The sequence below is a fragment of the Paenibacillus polymyxa genome, assembly GCF_001719045.1.
GTDB classification, from domain to species: Bacteria; Bacillota; Bacilli; order Paenibacillales; family Paenibacillaceae; genus Paenibacillus; species Paenibacillus polymyxa_B.
The window spans coordinates 2,203,025-2,220,122 of the sequence record NZ_CP015423.1 but is presented as its reverse complement, the minus strand read 5'-3'; the positions used below and the strand labels follow the sequence as shown (position 1 = coordinate 2,220,122).

The window sequence follows — 17,098 nt, the reverse complement described above, 5'->3', positions numbered from 1 at the left end:
TATTTTAAAATGGGGCTTAACCTATATATTACATAAGATGGAACCTGCTAGATTTTTGTAAGATTCATGATAAATCTGAACTTTTGTTAAAGGAGATTTATATATGGTAAAACCGCTGATATTCATGCGTTGGTGTGAGTACTATAAGTTAAGTGACCGTGAAACGGATTTTGTGTCTTTTTTTATGATGAATTTCTCGGCTGCCCGTTCAGGCAATCAACCGAAGCTTAGGGAGCAGTTTGTTGAAATTCAGAAAAAAGCCTTTCCTGAGTACCCGTTTGATATTACCCCGGAAGAACTGGATTACTCCAAATTCGAAGGCTTGATGAAGCAAGTGTTGAAAATTCATTTTGACACGGCCGAGCTGCTATACTCCTTTTATCTCCAAAAACTGTGCGCACCTTTGGCAGAATACATTTTATCCACTGGAGAATCAGAGCCTGCACGCATCTATTATAAGCTTATTCAAAAGGATAAAGTGCGCTAGGTAAGACAGTGTGGATGAGCAAGAGCTATTGGGATACCTCAAGCTATATGGTTATTTAAGAAATTAATACTATCTAATTAAAACAATAGTTAAAAATGTCAATATACCTTTGTGTTAAGGTAATATTATAAATCCAGTTTCAAAGAAAGAGGGTGTTGTTCTCGGCTGGAACATTTCAAGCACGGATATGACGCTGCAACGGAACGATAAGCTCGTTTGGGGACAGGGAAGGGGCCTTAAAGCCTCAAGGAGGGGCATTCTTATGGGTGCCGCTCTTTTTAAATTGAAGGGAGGAAGCGGCATGAAGGCGAAAAATAGTAGTAGTATTTGGTCCAAACGTTCCAAATGGCTGCCTGTCGTCATGGCATGCACGATTATAGTAGGGGGTGCTCTACCGACTCCAACTGTAGTTCACGGTCAAACGGCAAAGACTGTTACCATTAAAGTCGATACATCCAAGGATCGTAAGCCTATTAGCCCTTATATTTATGGTACGAATCAGGAGTTGGCAGGCGATGAGAATCTGACTGCCAGACGACTTGGTGGCAATCGAATGACCGGATATAACTGGGAAAACAATATGTCCAATGCAGGAAGCGACTGGATGCAGTCCAGCGATAGCTATTTATGCGACAACGCCGGATTGACAAAAGTCGAATGTGAAAAGCCAGGTGCGGTGGCAACCTCGTTTCACGATCAATCGCTGAAGCAGGGCACTTATTCTTTAGTTACGCTGCCGATGGCCGGTTATGTGGCCAAGGATGGAAACGGAAGTGTGCAGGAAAGCGAAAAGGCTCCTTCCGCTCGGTGGAATGAGGTCGTAAACGCTAAAAAAGCGCCGTTTCAATTGCAGCCTGATCTGAAAGACAATCAGGTTTATGCGGATGAATTCGTCAACTTTTTAGTAAAAAAGTATGGCTCTGCTTCAACAAAAACAGGTGTGAAAGGATACTCGCTCGACAATGAACCCGCTCTCTGGTCGCATACGCATCCGCGCATTCATGGTGAAAAGGTCGGAGCGAAAGAGTTGGTAGAGCGGTCGGTAAGTTTATCCAAAGCCGTTAAGGCGGTTGACGCGAGTGCGGAAATTTTTGGGCCCGTTCTTTACGGTTTTGGCGCCTATAAAGATCTTCAAACTGCACCTGATTGGAACTCTGTAAAAGGCAACTACAGCTGGTTCGTGGACTATTACCTCGATCAAATGCGCCTCAGTTCGCAAGCTGAAGGCAAGAGATTGCTGGATGTTTTCGATGTGCACTGGTATCCTGAAGCGATGGGTGGAGGCATACGAATTACGAATGAGGTAGGCAATGACGATACGAAGAAAGCCAGAATGCAGGCGCCTCGTACCTTGTGGGACCCGACCTACAAGGAAGATAGTTGGATCGCTCAATGGAACAGTGAATTCTTGCCTTTACTGCCTCGATTAAAGCAGTCGGTGGATCAGTATTACCCGGGAACCAAGCTGGCCTTGACTGAGTATAGCTATGGCGGCGAAAATGATATTTCCGGCGGTATCGCTATGACCGATGTGTTGGGCATCTTGGGCAAAAACGATGTTTATATGGCAAACTACTGGAAGTTAAAGGATGGTGCCAACAACTACGTTAGTGCCGCTTACAAGCTTTACCGCAATTATGACGGAAAAAGCTCTACTTTCGGTGATATCAGCGTTAACGCGCAAACGTCGGATATTGTTAATAGCTCGGTGCATGCTTCCGTAACGGATGCATCCTACAAAGAACTGCACCTCGTTGTCATGAATAAAAGCATGGACAGTGCATTCGACGCCCAATTTGATCTTTCCGGTGAGACGACTTACGGTTCCGGTAAAGTATGGGGCTTCGACAAAAATAGCTCGCAAATTAAAGAAGCAGCGCCAATTACACAAATTTCAGGCAACCGCTTTACCTATACAGTACCGCCTTTGACGGCTTATCACATCGTCTTGACTGCTGGCAATGATACGTCTGTGCCACCTGTGGAAGGTCCTGAAAGTTTTGCGCTGAGGGCTGAGGCTGGCGATGGGAAAGTAGATTTATCCTGGGACGCTTCCAGCGGAGTTGTAAGTTACAGTGTACAGCGGGCAACGTATGAAAACGGTCCTTTTGCTGCTGTAGCATCCAACTTGGTCGAAACGTCTTATACGGATACGAACGTAACGAACGGCACTTCTTATTATTATAAAATAACCGCACTAACAAAGGCGGGAACGAGCGAATCCAATGTTTTGAAAGCGGTTCCGCGAACGCCTGTAGACGGACCGGATCGCTATGAAGCCGAAGATGGCACGCTGAAGGGAACCATTGTGGAATCCAGCGGAACCGGCTTCTCCGGTACTGGTTATGTAACTAATTTCCACAATGCAGGGGATTCCCTGACGATGACGATCCAGGCAGAGGCGGCAGGCTTGTACAATCTTACAATCGGCTACCGTTCGCCTCATGATGACAAACGCACCAACTTCTCTTTAAACGGCAAAGCGTTTGGCGAGCTGATACTTTCGAAATCGGCTGATTTTAAAGAAACTTCCGGAGGCAAGCTTCTGTTGAATGCAGGGGCGAACACGATCGGTTTTGAAACAGGCTGGGGCTGGTATGATATCGACTACGTCAAGCTGGAGCCAGCTGCTGACCGTCCACCACATGCGGTAACCAAAACGCTCACCAATCCGAATGCGACGGTAGAAGCAAGAGCATTGATGAACTATCTGGTTGATCAATACGGGAAGAATATGCTTTCCGGTCAAGAGGAAATAACCGAAATTGATTGGCTTCAAGCCAATGTAGGTAAAAAGCCGGCTATTGCAGCGCTTGACCTGATCGACTATTCGCCAAGTAGAGCGGAACACGGTCTTAGTTCCACAGAGACGGAAAAGGCGATTGAATGGGATAAGCAAGGGGGAATTGTTACCTTTGTATGGCACTGGAACGCGCCGAAAGGTCTGATCGATACGCAGGGAAAAGAATGGTGGAGAGGCTTCTATGCCGATTCGACTACATTCGATATAGAATATGCGATGAATCATCCAGAGTCCGAAGATTATAAATTGCTTATTCGCGACATCGATGTGATTGCAGGGCAATTGAAGAAGTTGCAGGATGCGAAAGTTCCTGTGTTGTTCCGTCCTTTGCACGAAGCGGAAGGTAAATGGTTCTGGTGGGGCGCTAAAGGTCCTGAGTCTGTTAAAAAATTATATATTTTGATGCACGATCGTTTGACTAATGTGCACAAATTGAACAATCTGATCTGGGTCTGGAACTCTGTTGCTCCCGACTGGTATCCGGGAGATGAGTATGTGGATATTTTGAGCTTCGACTCTTATCCGCAAGCAGGCGACTACAACCCACAAATTGCAAAATACGAAGACCTTGTTACGTTGGGTAAGGACAAAAAGTTAGTTGCCATGAGCGAAAACGGACCTATCCCGGACCCTGACCTGATGAAGGCGTATCAAGCCCATTGGAGCTGGTTCGCTACATGGTATGGGGATTTCCTGAGAGACGGCAAACAAAACAGTCTTGAGCATCTGAAAAAAGTGTATAATCATCCGAACGTCATCACGCTTGAAAAGCTCCCGACCAACTTAAAAACGTATGGTATTACCGAGCAGCCATCAGTACCGGGCAGCTTCACGCTGAACGCAGCGGGTGAAACGGCGAAAGTAAAGCTGAGCTGGACAGCATCAGCGAATGCAGCAAGCTATGAAGTGAAGCGTTCGACGGCTGAAAATGGCGCTTTCGCCACAGTAGCAAGTGATGTATACGGAAGCAGCTACACCGACAAAGCCGTAACGGCAGACACGATGTACTATTACCAAGTCGTAGCGAAGAACGATGCAGGTCAAACGGTTTCGAACACGGCTAGCGCAGCGCCGAAAGCGGATACTCAGCAGCCGACAACGGGACTGGTGCTCCAGTATCGCACAGCGGATACAAATGTGAACGACAATCACTTGAACCCGCATTTCCAAATTGTAAACAAAGGTACAACCTCCGTACCGATCAACGAGTTGAAAATTCGCTACTACTACACGATCGACGGCGACCGCGCGCAGACATTCAACTGCGACTATGCGACGCTGAGCTGCTCGAAACTGAATGGTAAGCTGGTTAAAATGGATAAAGCTGTAGGAGGCGCTGATTATTATTTGGAAGTCAGCTTCAACTCGGATGCAGGCGTGTTAGCACCTGGAGGAAGCACAGGCGGAATTCAAACCCGTATTCATAAAGCAGACTGGTCGAACTATAACGAAAGTGACGATTACTCGTATAAAGGAACGCAGACTTCATTCGCCGATCATACGAAAGCTACGTTGTATCATAATGGCGTACTTGTTTGGGGAACCGAACCGACAGCTAATTAAAATGATATAAATACTATCGCTGAAATGAGCAGGGGGATTTAGTATCCTACCTGCTCATTTATTTTTACGAGAAAAATCATATATGATTATTCTGTAAAAAATGAAATGATATGTTTATTTTAATCTTTTTTGTAACACATCAAGAATTAGAATGGAATTAGTTAGTAGGGAGGAGATGAAAAAATGAAAAAACTAGTATTTTGGTGATGTCTACTGTCTACAATTGCTTGGAAGTCTAATGTTTAATCAGTAAAAATACTTAAAGAGGAGAAATGACAAATGAAAAGAGCGATCTTAGCACTATCAATTTCTGCGTTAGCTTTATCTTTAGGGGGAGTAGCATCCGCTTCACCAGTAAGTTCAACAATATCTGTTGGAGCTCCTGCCACAGTGAAAGTAACATTTGTGCCTGCTAACGGAGAAAAGGCACCTATTAAACTGCAAGATACAGAAGTACCTCTTGGTATGGGAAGTGACTTCTACATGGAAGGTTCAAACTGGATGCTTTTGTATGGAAGTAACGTTATTAAGCTCACTGGCAATAAAGCTACAGTTATTGGATATGGTACAGCCCAAGTGGCGGCATATAAATCTAATGGTGACAAGTTAGGCGTTTATACATTTATAGTTAAAAGATAAGCTAGTGAAGAAAGAGAAATATACTTTCACTTTCTTCACTGAGGCTGTCGAGATTCCTCTCGACAGCTATTTTTATGAGTTTATTGGTAAGCTGATCTCTAGATCAGGGAAATACTCCTTTATTGGGTTGCCGTCCTTATCCAATTCAAACTGACTTTTATTCCCTTCTTTAAAAATGTATTTATAAACTTTAATAGTAATAACTTTTGGAGGGGATATAAAGGGTTCAAACTGAGAATCAGTCATTAGAACATTACCGTCTGTTGCACTCCAACCTTTGCCCCCGATTTGTTTTATTTCATTTCCCTTATCATCATAAAGTTCATAACTTATTAAAGGTAAAGTAGAGATTTTTAGGGGTTTGGGTAATTCAATACGTGTAGTTATATTAGTTGTAATTGGGGTCAGCTCAATCTTTTCCAATGTATAATGAATTTTCTCATACTGGCGCTTGAGGCCAGGTGTCTGTACTATGTTGTTTTTGGTATTCTTCTCGACAGGGATATGAATTTTGAACGGTTGCTGAACCCCTGCCACGGGCATGGAAAGTGTTAAATCAAACTTATCTGGAAAGGATTTTCCCCCCTGGTTACGTAAATCTGAGAACTGTATAATTACTGAGTTGGAGCTTTTTCCAGGAATCATATAAGGATCAATGGAGTTGCTTGTATTAGCAGGTGCATAAGAGTTTATTTCTTTCCCATTAATAGTAAGTATTATATCGTTGATCAGTGATGATACTGTTTCTTTTGTAAATCTTTTGTCAGTGGTTTGTCGTTCTAAGGCAATGGATACACGTGTTCCGTCAAACATGACCTCTGGTACGCTGAGAGTCAGGCCATCGTGAGTATCGCTAAGATTGGGCTTTGATACTAGCCCTTTTTCGTCTGCTGTTTGTAAACCAAGATCACCAGCAAGCTGGAATATAGAATCAATACCTGGAATTTGTTTTAAGGATGCAGCCATTGTTGGTGAAATAAAACCAGTACTAACTACAAGTGCAAACGCTACTACAAGTGCAGCGGAGGTTCCGAAAAAAGTATTGCGAACCCTTTTTGAACGAGAGTTAGAGCGCTCATAGCGTCTTGTTTTCATATTACCATAGCGTTCCATAGTTCTATCAATTAAATCCACTTGGAATGGGGTATTCCGAATAAGCTTTTGTAAGTGCTCAATTTCTTTATCTTCCGGGTTTAAATGAGTGCTCAATTTGTTTTCCTCCCTTTTCATTGTAGTTGATTAGCTTTTTACGGAGTCGCTCATATCTTTTTCGGATCGTGGATGATTTCAGCCCCATAATTGTAGCAATCTCTTCGTAGTTGTAATCCTCAAGCGAACGTAATAATAAAATTTGACGATCTTTTAATGATAGCTGATCCAGTAACTCGTGAATTAAATTTGTATATTCGTGTATCGGCTGTTGCTTTAGATTCAGTTTGTACTGAATGAAGGATTTGAATGTTCTAGCGTTTCTTTTTAATAAGTCAGTACAGTGGTTTTGAGCGATTTTGTAAAGCCAAGCTGAAAAAGAGACGGTAGGTACAAAATGATGTATATGTTCTAGCCCTCTAATGAATATTTCTTGAGCAGCATCTTCCGCTTCTTCCCGATTTTTAAGTAAATAGTAGCAGTATAAAAAAATCTGTTGTTGATAACGCCGTATGATATGTGTGTATGCTTGTTTGTCGCCTGCTTGGACCTGCTCTATGACAAGATTGATATCTGCGTTTTGATTATTTGTATTTAGCTTTTCCATTAACGTCCCTCCCTTCTGCCTATATAACTGAAAAAGATATGCATTTGTGACATTCAACTAAAAAAACTTGAAGTTTGCTTTTAATGCTTCTCCAGATGTACCTCATTTAACTTTTCAATTATCACGGGATTCATTAAAAAAAGACTTCCTTCTAAGGCATCATAAAATAAAATGACTTTATAGACCATATATTTCACTATTTTAGTTATTTTGTAATGTAATGAAGTTCTTATGGTCGAAATCACATGTTAAGTATGACCTACGATATATCTGTAACTATATTGAGGGGGATTGAAATGGAACATACACCTACGATCCGCTCGACGATAGAGACCGAACTCAAGCAGAGAGGCTATACATTTAGCAGCTTTAGCAAAATATCCGGTATTAACCGTGGTACATTCAGTACCATGCTGAACAGTAACCCACCCAAGCCGATCTCCGTTCGGCAGATGGACTTGATTACTAAGGCATTAGGGTATCCCGAAGGCTGGTTGTATGAGTTGTACATAGATGAATGCTTTTACGAGGGGAAAGGGCACTGGAAACGGATTAAGCCTTTTTTAATGCGTTGTGTGGAGTTAGGAAGAAAGGACTGTATTCGAAGGGTATTGTCGAGGCTAACCGAGGACTTGTCCTATGTATCGACGGTATTTGAGTTTGCAGAAGAACTGCACGAAGCAGGTAAGGAAAAGGAAGCGATCCCCTTTTACGAGTGTGTGGTAGAGAACGAAAGATATTACCACTCGGAGCGCTTGGCTATTAGTCAATACAGGTTGTTTTGTTACTCGCTTACTGAAGATTTAGAAAGCAGCTTGAAGGCTGCTATTAAATTCGATCCATTTCGCAAAAGCTTGCCAGAGAATCATCAGTTGGATGGAGTATTGAAGTTAACTAATGTTTATTTCAACACAAGTAATTGGGAGAATGCGATAAAGTATGCGAAAGAACTTCGGACACTGGCTATAAGTGTCTATCATCAGCAAGTTTATAGTTGTTCGAAAAATAGGAAACCGGATAACTTCAATAGTGAGAAGCCCCTTGTCGTATACTATGGTCTAGGGTATTTATTGCACGGGAACGCGTTGGAGAATCAAGGAATGTATAAAGAGGCTTTAAAATTCATTCCCTATTATGAAGATTTGTCATGGTTTGAGGGATTGGATGAAAATGGTCTACAAGGGGTGAAAATGCTCCAATTATGGGCAAAGGCTAATCTTCTTAATTTAAAAGTTTTAATTGGAGATGTCAGCAGCTTAGCAGCTTATGTCGAGCTTATACAGCAAAATCCCCAAGAAATTTCTCATGGTCTGATTACCATTATAGAGTCGGCAAACAAGTATAATTTCTCTTTAGAAAATGTCCTAGATGTTTTCTCTGACGAAATTGCTGATTATGAGAAATTCGTCTCAACACCATCACACTATCAAATAAGTACTCTTTTATGGAATTATTCCCGCTTGTATCTGGAACTTGCGCGTTACTATTTCAACATAGGCAGATATTCAGAAGCTATTGACAATATAATAAAAAGCCTTAGGGTATCCACTCAGTTAAATACGAAGAGTACTTTTATTAAAGGAGTAACCTTGTTATTCGAAAAACTAACAGGCCATATTACACATAAACAACTTGCAGAATATGGAAAAGTGCTTGAAGAAGTACGTTCTGGTATGAAGCAATTGGTTCCCTGAACTAATATTTAATGGTTATCTGACCACACAAGGGGGATGTACATGGAACATACACCTACGATCCGCTCGAAGATAGAGACGGAACTAAAGCAGAGAGGCTATACATTTAGCAGCTTTAGTAAAATATCTGGTATTAACCGTGGTACATTCAGCACCATGCTGAACAGTAACCCACCCAAGCCCATCTCCGTTCGGCAGATGGACTTGATTACTAAGGCATTAGGGTATCCCGAAGGCTGGTTGTATGAGTTATACATAGATGAATGCTTTCACGAGGGGAAAGGGCACTGGAAACGGATCAAACCTTTTTTATTGCGTTGTGTGGAGTTGGGGAGGAAGGAGTGTATTCAAAAGGTATTGTCGAGACTAACGGAGGACTTATCCTATGTGTCGACGGTATTTGAGTTTGCAGAAGAGTTACATTTTGAAGGCAGAGAAAAGGAAGCGATCCCTTTTTACGAGTGTGTGATAGAAAACGAAAGATATTACCACTCGGAGCGGCTGGCTGTCAGCCAATATAGGCTATTTTCTTGCTCTTTAAACAAAGATCTGGAGAATAATCGTCAACAAGCTATAAAATTTGCTCCATATCGCAGAAACTTGCCTGAAAATCATCAACTGGATGCTTTATTAAAGCTGGCAAATGTGTACTACCAAGTTGATGATTGTGAGACAACTATACAATATGCTAAAGAACTTGAGGAGATCACAAAAAATATTTTTGAACAGCAGATTCTAACCAGGCTGAAAAAACATGAAATCAAGCCTCTAAATACAGAAAGAAATCTAATCGTCTATTATGGTCAAGCCTATTTAATACAGGGAGTTGCCCTTGAAAAGCAAGGGCTGTATGAAGAAGCAATGAAATTTATACCTTACTATGAAAAATTGACTTCTTTTAAAGGGCTAGATGAAGTGGGAGTTTTAGAGGCACAGAAATTTGAAATGTGGGCAGAGGCAAACCGTTTGAATTTAGAAATTCTAATGGGAGATATGACTAATTTACCCGCTTATGTGGAACTTATTAGGAATAATCCTCAGGAAATATTACTTGGACTACTAACCATAATAGAGTCGGCCAATACCTACAATTACACAGTAGACGATATTTTGATCCTTTTTGCTGAGAATATTAATGAATCTAGGAACTTACGCACAAATATTTCTTATTATATGACGAACTATGACCTAGTGACCTATTCTCGCTTTTTTCTTGAGCTTAGTCGCTATTATTTTAATAAGGGGAACTATTCTGAGGCGATCGATAGTATGTTGAACAGTCTCAAAGCAACCTCACAGTTGAATGATAAGGCTTTCTATATCAGGTCTATCACGTTATTGTTTGAGAAATACAAAGACCATTCGACACATGAACAACGGGCAGAATATGAAAAAGTACTTAAAGCTGTCGAATATAACATTAAGCAAATGACGCCTTAAAACTCAAAAAGGCTATGTACTTTTCTACTATAGGTAGAGAGACATAGCCTTTTTTACATTAGAGAGTATTGCGCACCGCTAATTCTAAGAATTTAATTTATCATTAGCATCCGAATCACCTGATTTACTCACTAAAAGCTCACCCTCTGAAGAGGTGAACAGTTCTTTTAAGATCCGATAAGCTTTATTCTGTTCCGCTTCACTCTGCTGGGAAAGAATATGAATACATCCCCATATCCAGGGCTGGCTTTTGAGTTCTTCATATGAATTAAAGTTAAAAAATGCAAATACGTTTGTGTTCAGCGCCTCTGCTATTTTCTCTAATGTTTTGATCTGCACATTGACTTCACCGCGTTCCAACTTCCCTATGTAGGAGCCTGTTGAATCGGATGCTTCTGCCAGTTGTTCTTGTGTAATATCACGCAATTTTCGAAATTGGCGAATTTTCGTTCCTATAAGTTTCGTCGTTTCCATAGACCTCCACACTCCTATAGTATGAGTGTAGACAAAGCCAGATCAGGCGTGGAGGTAATTGAATTGCCTAAATTGTTATATATTTAGTTTTTATGAGAACTATTTAATAAACATCAAATTCCATAATATAATAAAACAGTGTAGAAAAGGGGTTGACCGTCATCCAATTTATTCATATAATTTCTAGTATATTGTAATTGATTGTCGAGGAGGGTGATTTTTTAAAATCATCTGAATACGCCGGGGGTGTTTTTATTGGAAAATGCAACCACGATCCGTTCGGAAATTGAGAAAGAACTAAAACTTGGTGGCTACACTTTTAATAGTTTTGGACAAGCTACGGGTCTTAATCGGGGCATATTTAGTGCTATGCTTAATGGGAATCCGCCTAAACCTATCTCCGTAAGACAAATGGACTTGATTACTAAAGCGTTTAATTATCCAGAGGGCTGGTTGTATGACCTGTATGTGGATGAATGTTTTTATGATGGAAGACCACATTGGAAAAGGGTCAAGCCGTTCCTGATACGTTGTGTTGAAGTAGGAAATCTGCGATGCGTGGAGAAAGTGCTTTCACGCTTAATGGAAGATCTTAACCACATTCCAACAATATTTGCTTTGGCAGAGGAGCTTTATGAAGAAGGGAAGTTACAAGAGGCAATTCCTTTCTATGAATGTGTGATTGAAAATGAAAAATACCAACATTCCGAGAGGTTGGCTATCAGTCACTATAGAATTTTTTCAATATCTGTTAGTGAAAATATGAAGATAAATTTGGAAGCCGCCCTAAGATTTGTACCCTTTAGAAATCGGGTACCCTTAGATTATCATTTAGATGGTCTGCTTAAACTGTCAAATCTTTATTACAACTTGCATCATTGGAAAGAAGCAGAGCGTTATGCAGATGAATTAAGAGCGCTTGCAACTATTGTAAGTAAAAGTAGAGAAACTAATAAAAAGAATTCTACATTGAAAACTGAGAGACATTTAGTTGTCTACTATGGTCAAGGTTACTTGACGAAGGGAAATGCGTTGGAAAAGCAAGGGAAATACGAAGAGGCCATGCAGTTTATTTCTGGCTATGCCGATTTGAGTTGGTTTGAAGATTTAGGGGAAATTGGTCAGCAAGAAGTGCAAAGGTTCACACTTTGGGCAAATGCTAATCAACTTAACTTGAATATTCTTATGGGCGATACAAGTAGTTTGCCAATGTATATTCAATTTCTTAAAAGTAACCCTCCTGAAATTTTATTGGGGTTATTAACGATAGTAGAGTCGGCTAACAAGTATGATTTTTTGATAGAACATATTCTACAGCAGTTTTCTAACGAACTTACGTCCTTTAATACTGAATTATCTGTTGGTACGAGTTATTATAAGCAGTCATTTAGTTATGACACTTATGCTGATTTGTGTTACCAACTGGCCATATATATGTTTAATAACCTTCTCCATGAGAAAGGTGTTTATTATATTTTAAAAAGCTTAAGAAAATATCTTGAAATCAATAACAAAGAAAAGTGTATGGTCTGTACAGCTTTGTTCGAAAGATTCAGACTTGAGGCCACGAAAGACCAAAAAGCAGAATATGAAAGTATCATGGAGGAGGTTTTAACCAATGCAAGTAAAAAACCTGAAATACATGCTAATTATAGGGCTTTTTAGTTTCCTTGAATTGACCCATACTATTACTGTTTTTGGACATGGAACTGGAGCTTAATAGTTATCAAAAAGCCAGCCTTACTGAGGCTGGCTTTTTTGATTCATCCCGTTAAAGGAATGAACTGGGTTTTATTATATTTTTAACCTGTAGGGAAGGTATCAGCTTGTAAACTAATGTAAATACCACACCGAACAGGAGGTTTATTGATGTGAAATGGAAACAATTGGAGGAATGCATCGAAGAAAAGCGGAAGGAACTAAATGATTTGGCGAATGAGGTGGGATTGAAGGATCGGCGGGTGTTAATCAAGTCCATGGAGTTGGATCGACTCCTTAATAAATACAGTGACTGGAAATATAGCTATCGCAGACAACAGAGCATACCCCAAAGTTCACAAATACAAGAGAAGCAACACGAGCTTGTCCTATCTTATTAATTATCAAGTATCATGACAAGATAAAACCTAACTTCAACAGGGCTTCTAATACATAGTGGGATATAGAATAAACAAAATAATCTCTATTGCATCTCGTACGCCGCTCTTATACACGTTGTTCGTACGGTTTATTGTTTTGCGTCTACATCAGAGCGGAAGCCATGTATTAATGATGAATATGTATCAAAAAAACCTCCCGATTCACGTTATTGCGTGACTCAGGAGGTTTTTGGGTTTTACTGTTGAAGCTGGCGAAGCACGGTGATTTCGACACGACGGTTTTTTTGTCGTCCAGCTTCGGTGCTATTGTCACCAACCGGCCGGGTATCTGCATACCCCGCATACTGAAATCCTGAGGGTGAAAGTTGCTCTCTGTCGAGAAAGAATCGGAGTACAGAAAGTGCCCGTGCGCCGGAAAGCTCCCAGTTATCCTTATACGTCGATGAGTTCGAGGAGCGTGTGAACGGAATGTTGTCCGTATGGCCCTCAATGCTAATCGGTGTTTTCAAATCTCGAAACAGACTGGCCAACTTGGATAGCGTGTTGGCAGAGCCTTGCTTGAGTGCTGCTCTACCTTGATCGAATAAAAAGCGGTCATTTAGCGTAATGACAATACCACGCGGTTGATCTGACACGAAAATTTGGTTTTCCAGTTTGTTGTCCGTAATATATTCTTGAATGACACCCATTAAATTTTGCAGCTCTTTTTCCTGCGTGCGGAATGCTTGTTCACGTTCGGTGAGCTTTGTCGATCCAGCTTCCTTTTTATCGGCTGGTGGTTGCTTGGTCGTGGGTGGATTCTTGCTGGTGTAACGATCGGCAGTACCTGTAATGCCCGAGCCTTGCTCCAAAATAGAATCTCCCTTGTGGAACGTATCCTGGAGGGATTGAACAACGACATCGTATTTTTTAGCATCCAGACTACTCATGGCATACATCACAACGAAAAATATGAGCAGCAGGGTGATCAGATCGGCATAGGTAATCATCCAGCGGTCACGATGGTCTCCGCCGCCTCCTTGACCCCCACGGCGCTTACCTCGCGCTCTCATGGAAGTCCTCCTTTGGAGAAGCGTCCTCTGTGCGTGAGCGACGAGGCGGTTTGCGATCTATATTTTGCTCTGAGCGGATAAAGAACTCCAACTTTTTGCGTACAAGCTTTGGATTCTCTCCGTTTTGGATAGCCAAAATACCTTGCAGCAGCAAATCCATAGTGATAATTTCACTCTCACTGGCAGCTCTTATTTTGGATGCGATGGGCAGGAAGATCAGATTGGCGCTAGCAACACCATATAGTGTTGCGATAAAAGCAACAGCAATGGACGGACCAAGCGCAGTAGGCTCGGTCAGGCTGCCCAGTACATGGATCAGGCCCATGACAGTACCGATAATCCCCATCGTAGGGGCATAACCGCCTGCGGATTCAAATATTTTGGCGTACCCTTCATGTTTGTGTTCAATGGCATCTAACTCAAGCTCTAAAATCTGTTTGATCTGCTCCTGCTCGGTGCCGTCGATGACCAACTGAAGACCTTCACGCAAAAATGCATTCGGATGCTCTGATGAAGTACGCTCTAGCGCAAGCACACCGGATCGGCGTGAGGTGGCAGCCATGGAAACCAAATCTTCTATATATTGCTTCGTAGGATTGTCCTCACGGCTAAATGCCATCCGTAGGGCGGTGGGGATCGTCTTCAGCTTGGAAGCTGGGTAGCTGATCACAACTGCGGCGAAAGTTCCCCCAAATACAATGAGAGCCGATGTACCTTGAAGCAGCCCTGTAAATTCGCCGCCTTCCCATAAGAAGCCACCGATTAATGCTATGATTCCGGCGATGATGCCCAATACGATGGTGATATCCAAAATTTAATTCACTCCTATTCAAGACTTATCGTTTGCATCCACGGTAAGAAAGAGGTATAATACGGGAACAAACATTCTTATCCAACCATATTTCCCAAGTATCATTGCTCGGGAAATATCGACATAGAGTTACAGGTAAAGACGTTAAAGCTCGACTGGTGTAAAATCATGATGTTTCCATTTTAGACGATAAGGGTGATGCAGGGCAATGAGTGATATCGTTGTTAGCGACAAGACTTTTGAAATTCAGTCGGAATTCCAACCTCAAGGCGATCAGCCTCAGGCCATTTTTGAATTGGTAGAGGGAATTGCAGAAGGAAAGAAGCATCAGACGCTATTGGGTGCTACGGGAACAGGTAAGACGTTTACCATCGCACAGACCATTGCCAAGTTGAATCGGCCTACGCTGGTTATTGCACATAATAAGACTTTGGCTGCTCAACTGGCGAGTGAGTTTAAAGAATTTTTTCCGAATAACTCAGTCGATTATTTTGTCAGCTACTATGATTACTATCAACCGGAAGCATACATCCCGTCTTCCGATACGTATATTGAGAAGGATTCCAGCATTAATGAGGAGATTGATAAACTTCGCCACTCGGCGACAAGCTCTCTGTTTGAGCGTCGTGACGTTATTATTGTAGCGAGTGTCTCCTGCATTTATGGTTTGGGTTCACCGAAAGAATATTCAAGCCTGCTGCTTTCGCTTAGAGTCGGCATGGAGAAACCCCGCAATCAGATTTTGTCCCGCTTGGTCGATATTCAATATCAGCGGAACGATATCAACTTCGTGCGGGGTACTTTCCGTGTACGGGGGGATGTTGTGGAGATATTCCCGGCTTCCCATGGGGAACACGCTATACGTGTAGAACTGTTCGGGGATGAAATTGAACGAATTACCGAGATTAATGTGCTTACGGGTGAATTGATCGGTGAACGTGATCATATTGCCATTTTCCCGGCATCTCACTTCGTTACTCATGAGGATACGATGAAGGTAGCATTGGTCAACATTGAACGTGAGCTTGAAGAGCGGTTAGCGGAGTTGAAGGAGCAAGGGAAGCTGTTAGAGGCCCAACGTTTGGAACAACGTACCCGCTATGATATCGAGATGATGAAAGAGGTTGGTTTTTGTTCCGGTGTCGAGAATTATTCAGGTCCACTGACATTCCGCGAGCGAGGTGCGACACCATATACACTGATGGATTATTTCCCGGATGATATGCTGATCGTCATTGACGAGTCCCATGTTACGTTGCCGCAGATTCGTGCCATGTATAACGGTGACCAAGCACGTAAGAATGTACTGGTAGAACATGGTTTCCGTCTACCATCCGCATTGGATAATCGCCCGTTGAAGTTTGAAGAGTTCGAGGACAAGGTAAGTCAGATCATCTATGTATCGGCTACTCCAGGACCCTATGAGATGGAGAAATGCGAAACGATGGTACAGCAGATTATTCGTCCTACCGGGCTTCTTGATCCGATTATTGAGGTGCGTCCGAGCAAGGGGCAGATTGACGATCTCATTAGTGAGATACGGCTTCGCATAGAACGTGAAGAACGGGTACTGGTGACCACACTTACGAAGAAGATGTCTGAAGATTTGACTGACTATTTAAAAGAAGTAGGCATCAAGGTTCGGTATATGCACTCCGAGATTAAGACGTTGGAGCGGATGGCTATTTTGCGGGATCTTCGTCTAGGGACCTTCGATGTATTGATCGGGATCAACTTGTTGCGGGAAGGCCTCGATTTGCCGGAAGTATCGCTGGTCGCGATTTTGGATGCGGACAAAGAAGGCTTCCTGCGTTCTGAGCGCTCTCTGATTCAGACGATCGGACGGGCAGCACGGAACAGTGACGGTCGTGTTATTATGTACGGCGATAAGATTACCGATTCTATGGATAAAGCGATAAAGGAAACGGAACGTCGTCGTGCGATCCAAATTCAGTACAATGAAGAACATGGGATTACCCCGCAAACCATCCGTAAAAAGATTCGTGATGTTATTGAAGCAACCAAGGTGGCAGAGTCTAAGAATGATTACCTTCCTAATGAGACGGGTAAACTTTCCAAGAAGGAGCGTCAATCACTCATTCAGCGTCTGGAAGCAGAGATGAAAGACGCCGCCAAGAACCTACAGTTCGAGCGGGCAGCCGAGCTGCGTGATGCTTTGCTGGAGTTACGAGCTGATTAAAGATTGAGAATAAGCTAGAAGCAAAACATATGAAAAAAAATGTTTGATTGCTTTGCTTTTAAAAATAGTGAGGGCGGCCT

13 protein-coding genes are annotated in these 17,098 nt (G+C 42.1%); 8 read left to right on the top strand and 5 right to left on the bottom strand.

Going from position 1 to position 17,098, the window contains the following annotated elements; all coding sequences use genetic code 11:
• Nucleotides 1–103: 103 nt before the first annotated feature.
• From AOU00_RS09945 to AOU00_RS09935, 3 genes are all read left to right on the top strand, one after another.
• Entirely contained in the window at nt 104–487 is a 384-nt protein-coding gene (locus AOU00_RS09945; protein WP_069290511.1) for a hypothetical protein, read from the top strand.
• 301 nt (nt 488–788) lie between these two features.
• Complete coding sequence (locus tag AOU00_RS09940) at nt 789–4,853, top strand: glycosyl hydrolase (protein WP_069292029.1); 4,065 nt, start codon at nt 789–791, stop codon at nt 4,851–4,853.
• A 279-nt stretch (nt 4,854–5,132) separates the two neighbouring features.
• The gene (locus tag AOU00_RS09935; RefSeq protein WP_069290510.1) at nt 5,133–5,492 is read left to right on the top strand and encodes a BLB8/JUQZ-1 family protein; all 360 of its coding nucleotides are present in this window, start codon (nt 5,133–5,135) and stop codon (nt 5,490–5,492) included.
• A 72-nt stretch (nt 5,493–5,564) separates the two neighbouring features.
• On the opposite strand, the gene AOU00_RS09930 is transcribed toward AOU00_RS09935, so the two are convergent.
• Both AOU00_RS09930 and AOU00_RS09925 read right to left on the bottom strand, forming a co-directional pair.
• A complete protein-coding gene (locus AOU00_RS09930) occupies nt 5,565–6,701 on the bottom strand; it encodes a DUF4179 domain-containing protein (RefSeq protein WP_069290509.1) in 1,137 nt (378 codons plus the stop codon).
• Nucleotides 6,673–7,248 carry an RNA polymerase sigma factor gene (locus tag AOU00_RS09925; RefSeq protein ID WP_061829961.1) on the bottom strand — a complete coding sequence of 192 codons (576 nt, stop codon included), beginning with the start codon at nt 7,246–7,248 and terminating at the stop codon, nt 6,673–6,675. The genes AOU00_RS09930 and AOU00_RS09925 overlap by 29 nt, the downstream gene beginning before the upstream one ends.
• Before the next feature lie 296 nt (nt 7,249–7,544).
• Here AOU00_RS09925 and AOU00_RS09920 point away from each other — a divergent pair, with 296 nt between their 5' ends.
• Nucleotides 7,545–8,942 (top strand): helix-turn-helix domain-containing protein, encoded by a 1,398-nt coding sequence (locus AOU00_RS09920; RefSeq protein ID WP_069290508.1) that lies wholly within the window; start codon nt 7,545–7,547, stop codon nt 8,940–8,942.
• A 42-nt stretch (nt 8,943–8,984) separates the two neighbouring features.
• Entirely contained in the window at nt 8,985–10,382 is a 1,398-nt protein-coding gene (locus tag AOU00_RS09915; protein WP_061829963.1) for a helix-turn-helix domain-containing protein, read from the top strand.
• Between the two features lie 84 nt (nt 10,383–10,466).
• Here the strand turns inward: AOU00_RS09915 and AOU00_RS09910 are convergent, their stop codons facing one another.
• Nucleotides 10,467–10,856, bottom strand: coding sequence for a helix-turn-helix domain-containing protein (locus AOU00_RS09910; protein ID WP_023990609.1), 390 nt, complete (start codon nt 10,854–10,856; stop codon nt 10,467–10,469).
• Nucleotides 10,857–11,111: 255 nt separating this feature from the next.
• On the opposite strand from AOU00_RS09910, the gene AOU00_RS09905 reads away from it, so the two are divergent.
• Together AOU00_RS09905 and AOU00_RS09900 are read left to right on the top strand one after the other, a co-directional pair.
• Nucleotides 11,112–12,521: a DNA-binding protein gene (locus AOU00_RS09905; RefSeq protein WP_061829973.1), complete on the top strand. Its 1,410-nt coding sequence runs from the start codon at nt 11,112–11,114 to the stop codon at nt 12,519–12,521.
• Nucleotides 12,522–12,727: 206 nt separating this feature from the next.
• Complete coding sequence (locus tag AOU00_RS09900; RefSeq protein WP_023990607.1) at nt 12,728–12,955, top strand: aspartyl-phosphate phosphatase Spo0E family protein; 228 nt, start codon at nt 12,728–12,730, stop codon at nt 12,953–12,955.
• Nucleotides 12,956–13,191: 236 nt separating this feature from the next.
• On the opposite strand, the gene AOU00_RS09895 is transcribed toward AOU00_RS09900, so the two are convergent.
• A complete protein-coding gene (locus AOU00_RS09895; protein ID WP_061829964.1) occupies nt 13,192–14,007 on the bottom strand; it encodes a flagellar motor protein MotB in 816 nt (271 codons plus the stop codon).
• Nucleotides 13,991–14,818 (bottom strand): flagellar motor protein, encoded by an 828-nt coding sequence (locus tag AOU00_RS09890; protein ID WP_013312221.1) that lies wholly within the window; start codon nt 14,816–14,818, stop codon nt 13,991–13,993. The genes AOU00_RS09895 and AOU00_RS09890 overlap by 17 nt, the downstream gene beginning before the upstream one ends.
• A 208-nt stretch (nt 14,819–15,026) precedes the next feature.
• Between AOU00_RS09890 and uvrB the strand changes: the two genes are divergently transcribed.
• On the top strand, nt 15,027–17,018 hold the full coding sequence (gene uvrB, locus AOU00_RS09885) for an excinuclease ABC subunit UvrB (RefSeq protein WP_061829965.1): 1,992 nt from the start codon (nt 15,027–15,029) through the stop codon (nt 17,016–17,018).
• Nucleotides 17,019–17,098 lie beyond the last annotated feature (80 nt).

Excerpts from the sequence above, each read along its gene's own strand:
- AOU00_RS09940 (WP_069292029.1), top strand. The coding sequence starts at position 789 with ATGAAGGCGAAAAATAGTAGTAGTATTTGGTCCAAACGTTCCAAATGG.
- AOU00_RS09945 (WP_069290511.1), top strand. The coding sequence starts at position 104 with ATGGTAAAACCGCTGATATTCATGCGTTGGTGTGAGTACTATAAGTTA.
- AOU00_RS09895 (WP_061829964.1), bottom strand. The coding sequence starts at position 14,007 with ATGAGAGCGCGAGGTAAGCGCCGTGGGGGTCAAGGAGGCGGCGGAGAC.
- AOU00_RS09925 (WP_061829961.1), bottom strand. The coding sequence starts at position 7,248 with ATGGAAAAGCTAAATACAAATAATCAAAACGCAGATATCAATCTTGTC.
- AOU00_RS09920 (WP_069290508.1), top strand. The coding sequence starts at position 7,545 with ATGGAACATACACCTACGATCCGCTCGACGATAGAGACCGAACTCAAG.
- AOU00_RS09910 (WP_023990609.1), bottom strand. The coding sequence starts at position 10,856 with ATGGAAACGACGAAACTTATAGGAACGAAAATTCGCCAATTTCGAAAA.
- uvrB (WP_061829965.1), top strand. The coding sequence starts at position 15,027 with ATGAGTGATATCGTTGTTAGCGACAAGACTTTTGAAATTCAGTCGGAA.
- AOU00_RS09915 (WP_061829963.1), top strand. The coding sequence starts at position 8,985 with ATGGAACATACACCTACGATCCGCTCGAAGATAGAGACGGAACTAAAG.
- AOU00_RS09935 (WP_069290510.1), top strand. The coding sequence starts at position 5,133 with ATGAAAAGAGCGATCTTAGCACTATCAATTTCTGCGTTAGCTTTATCT.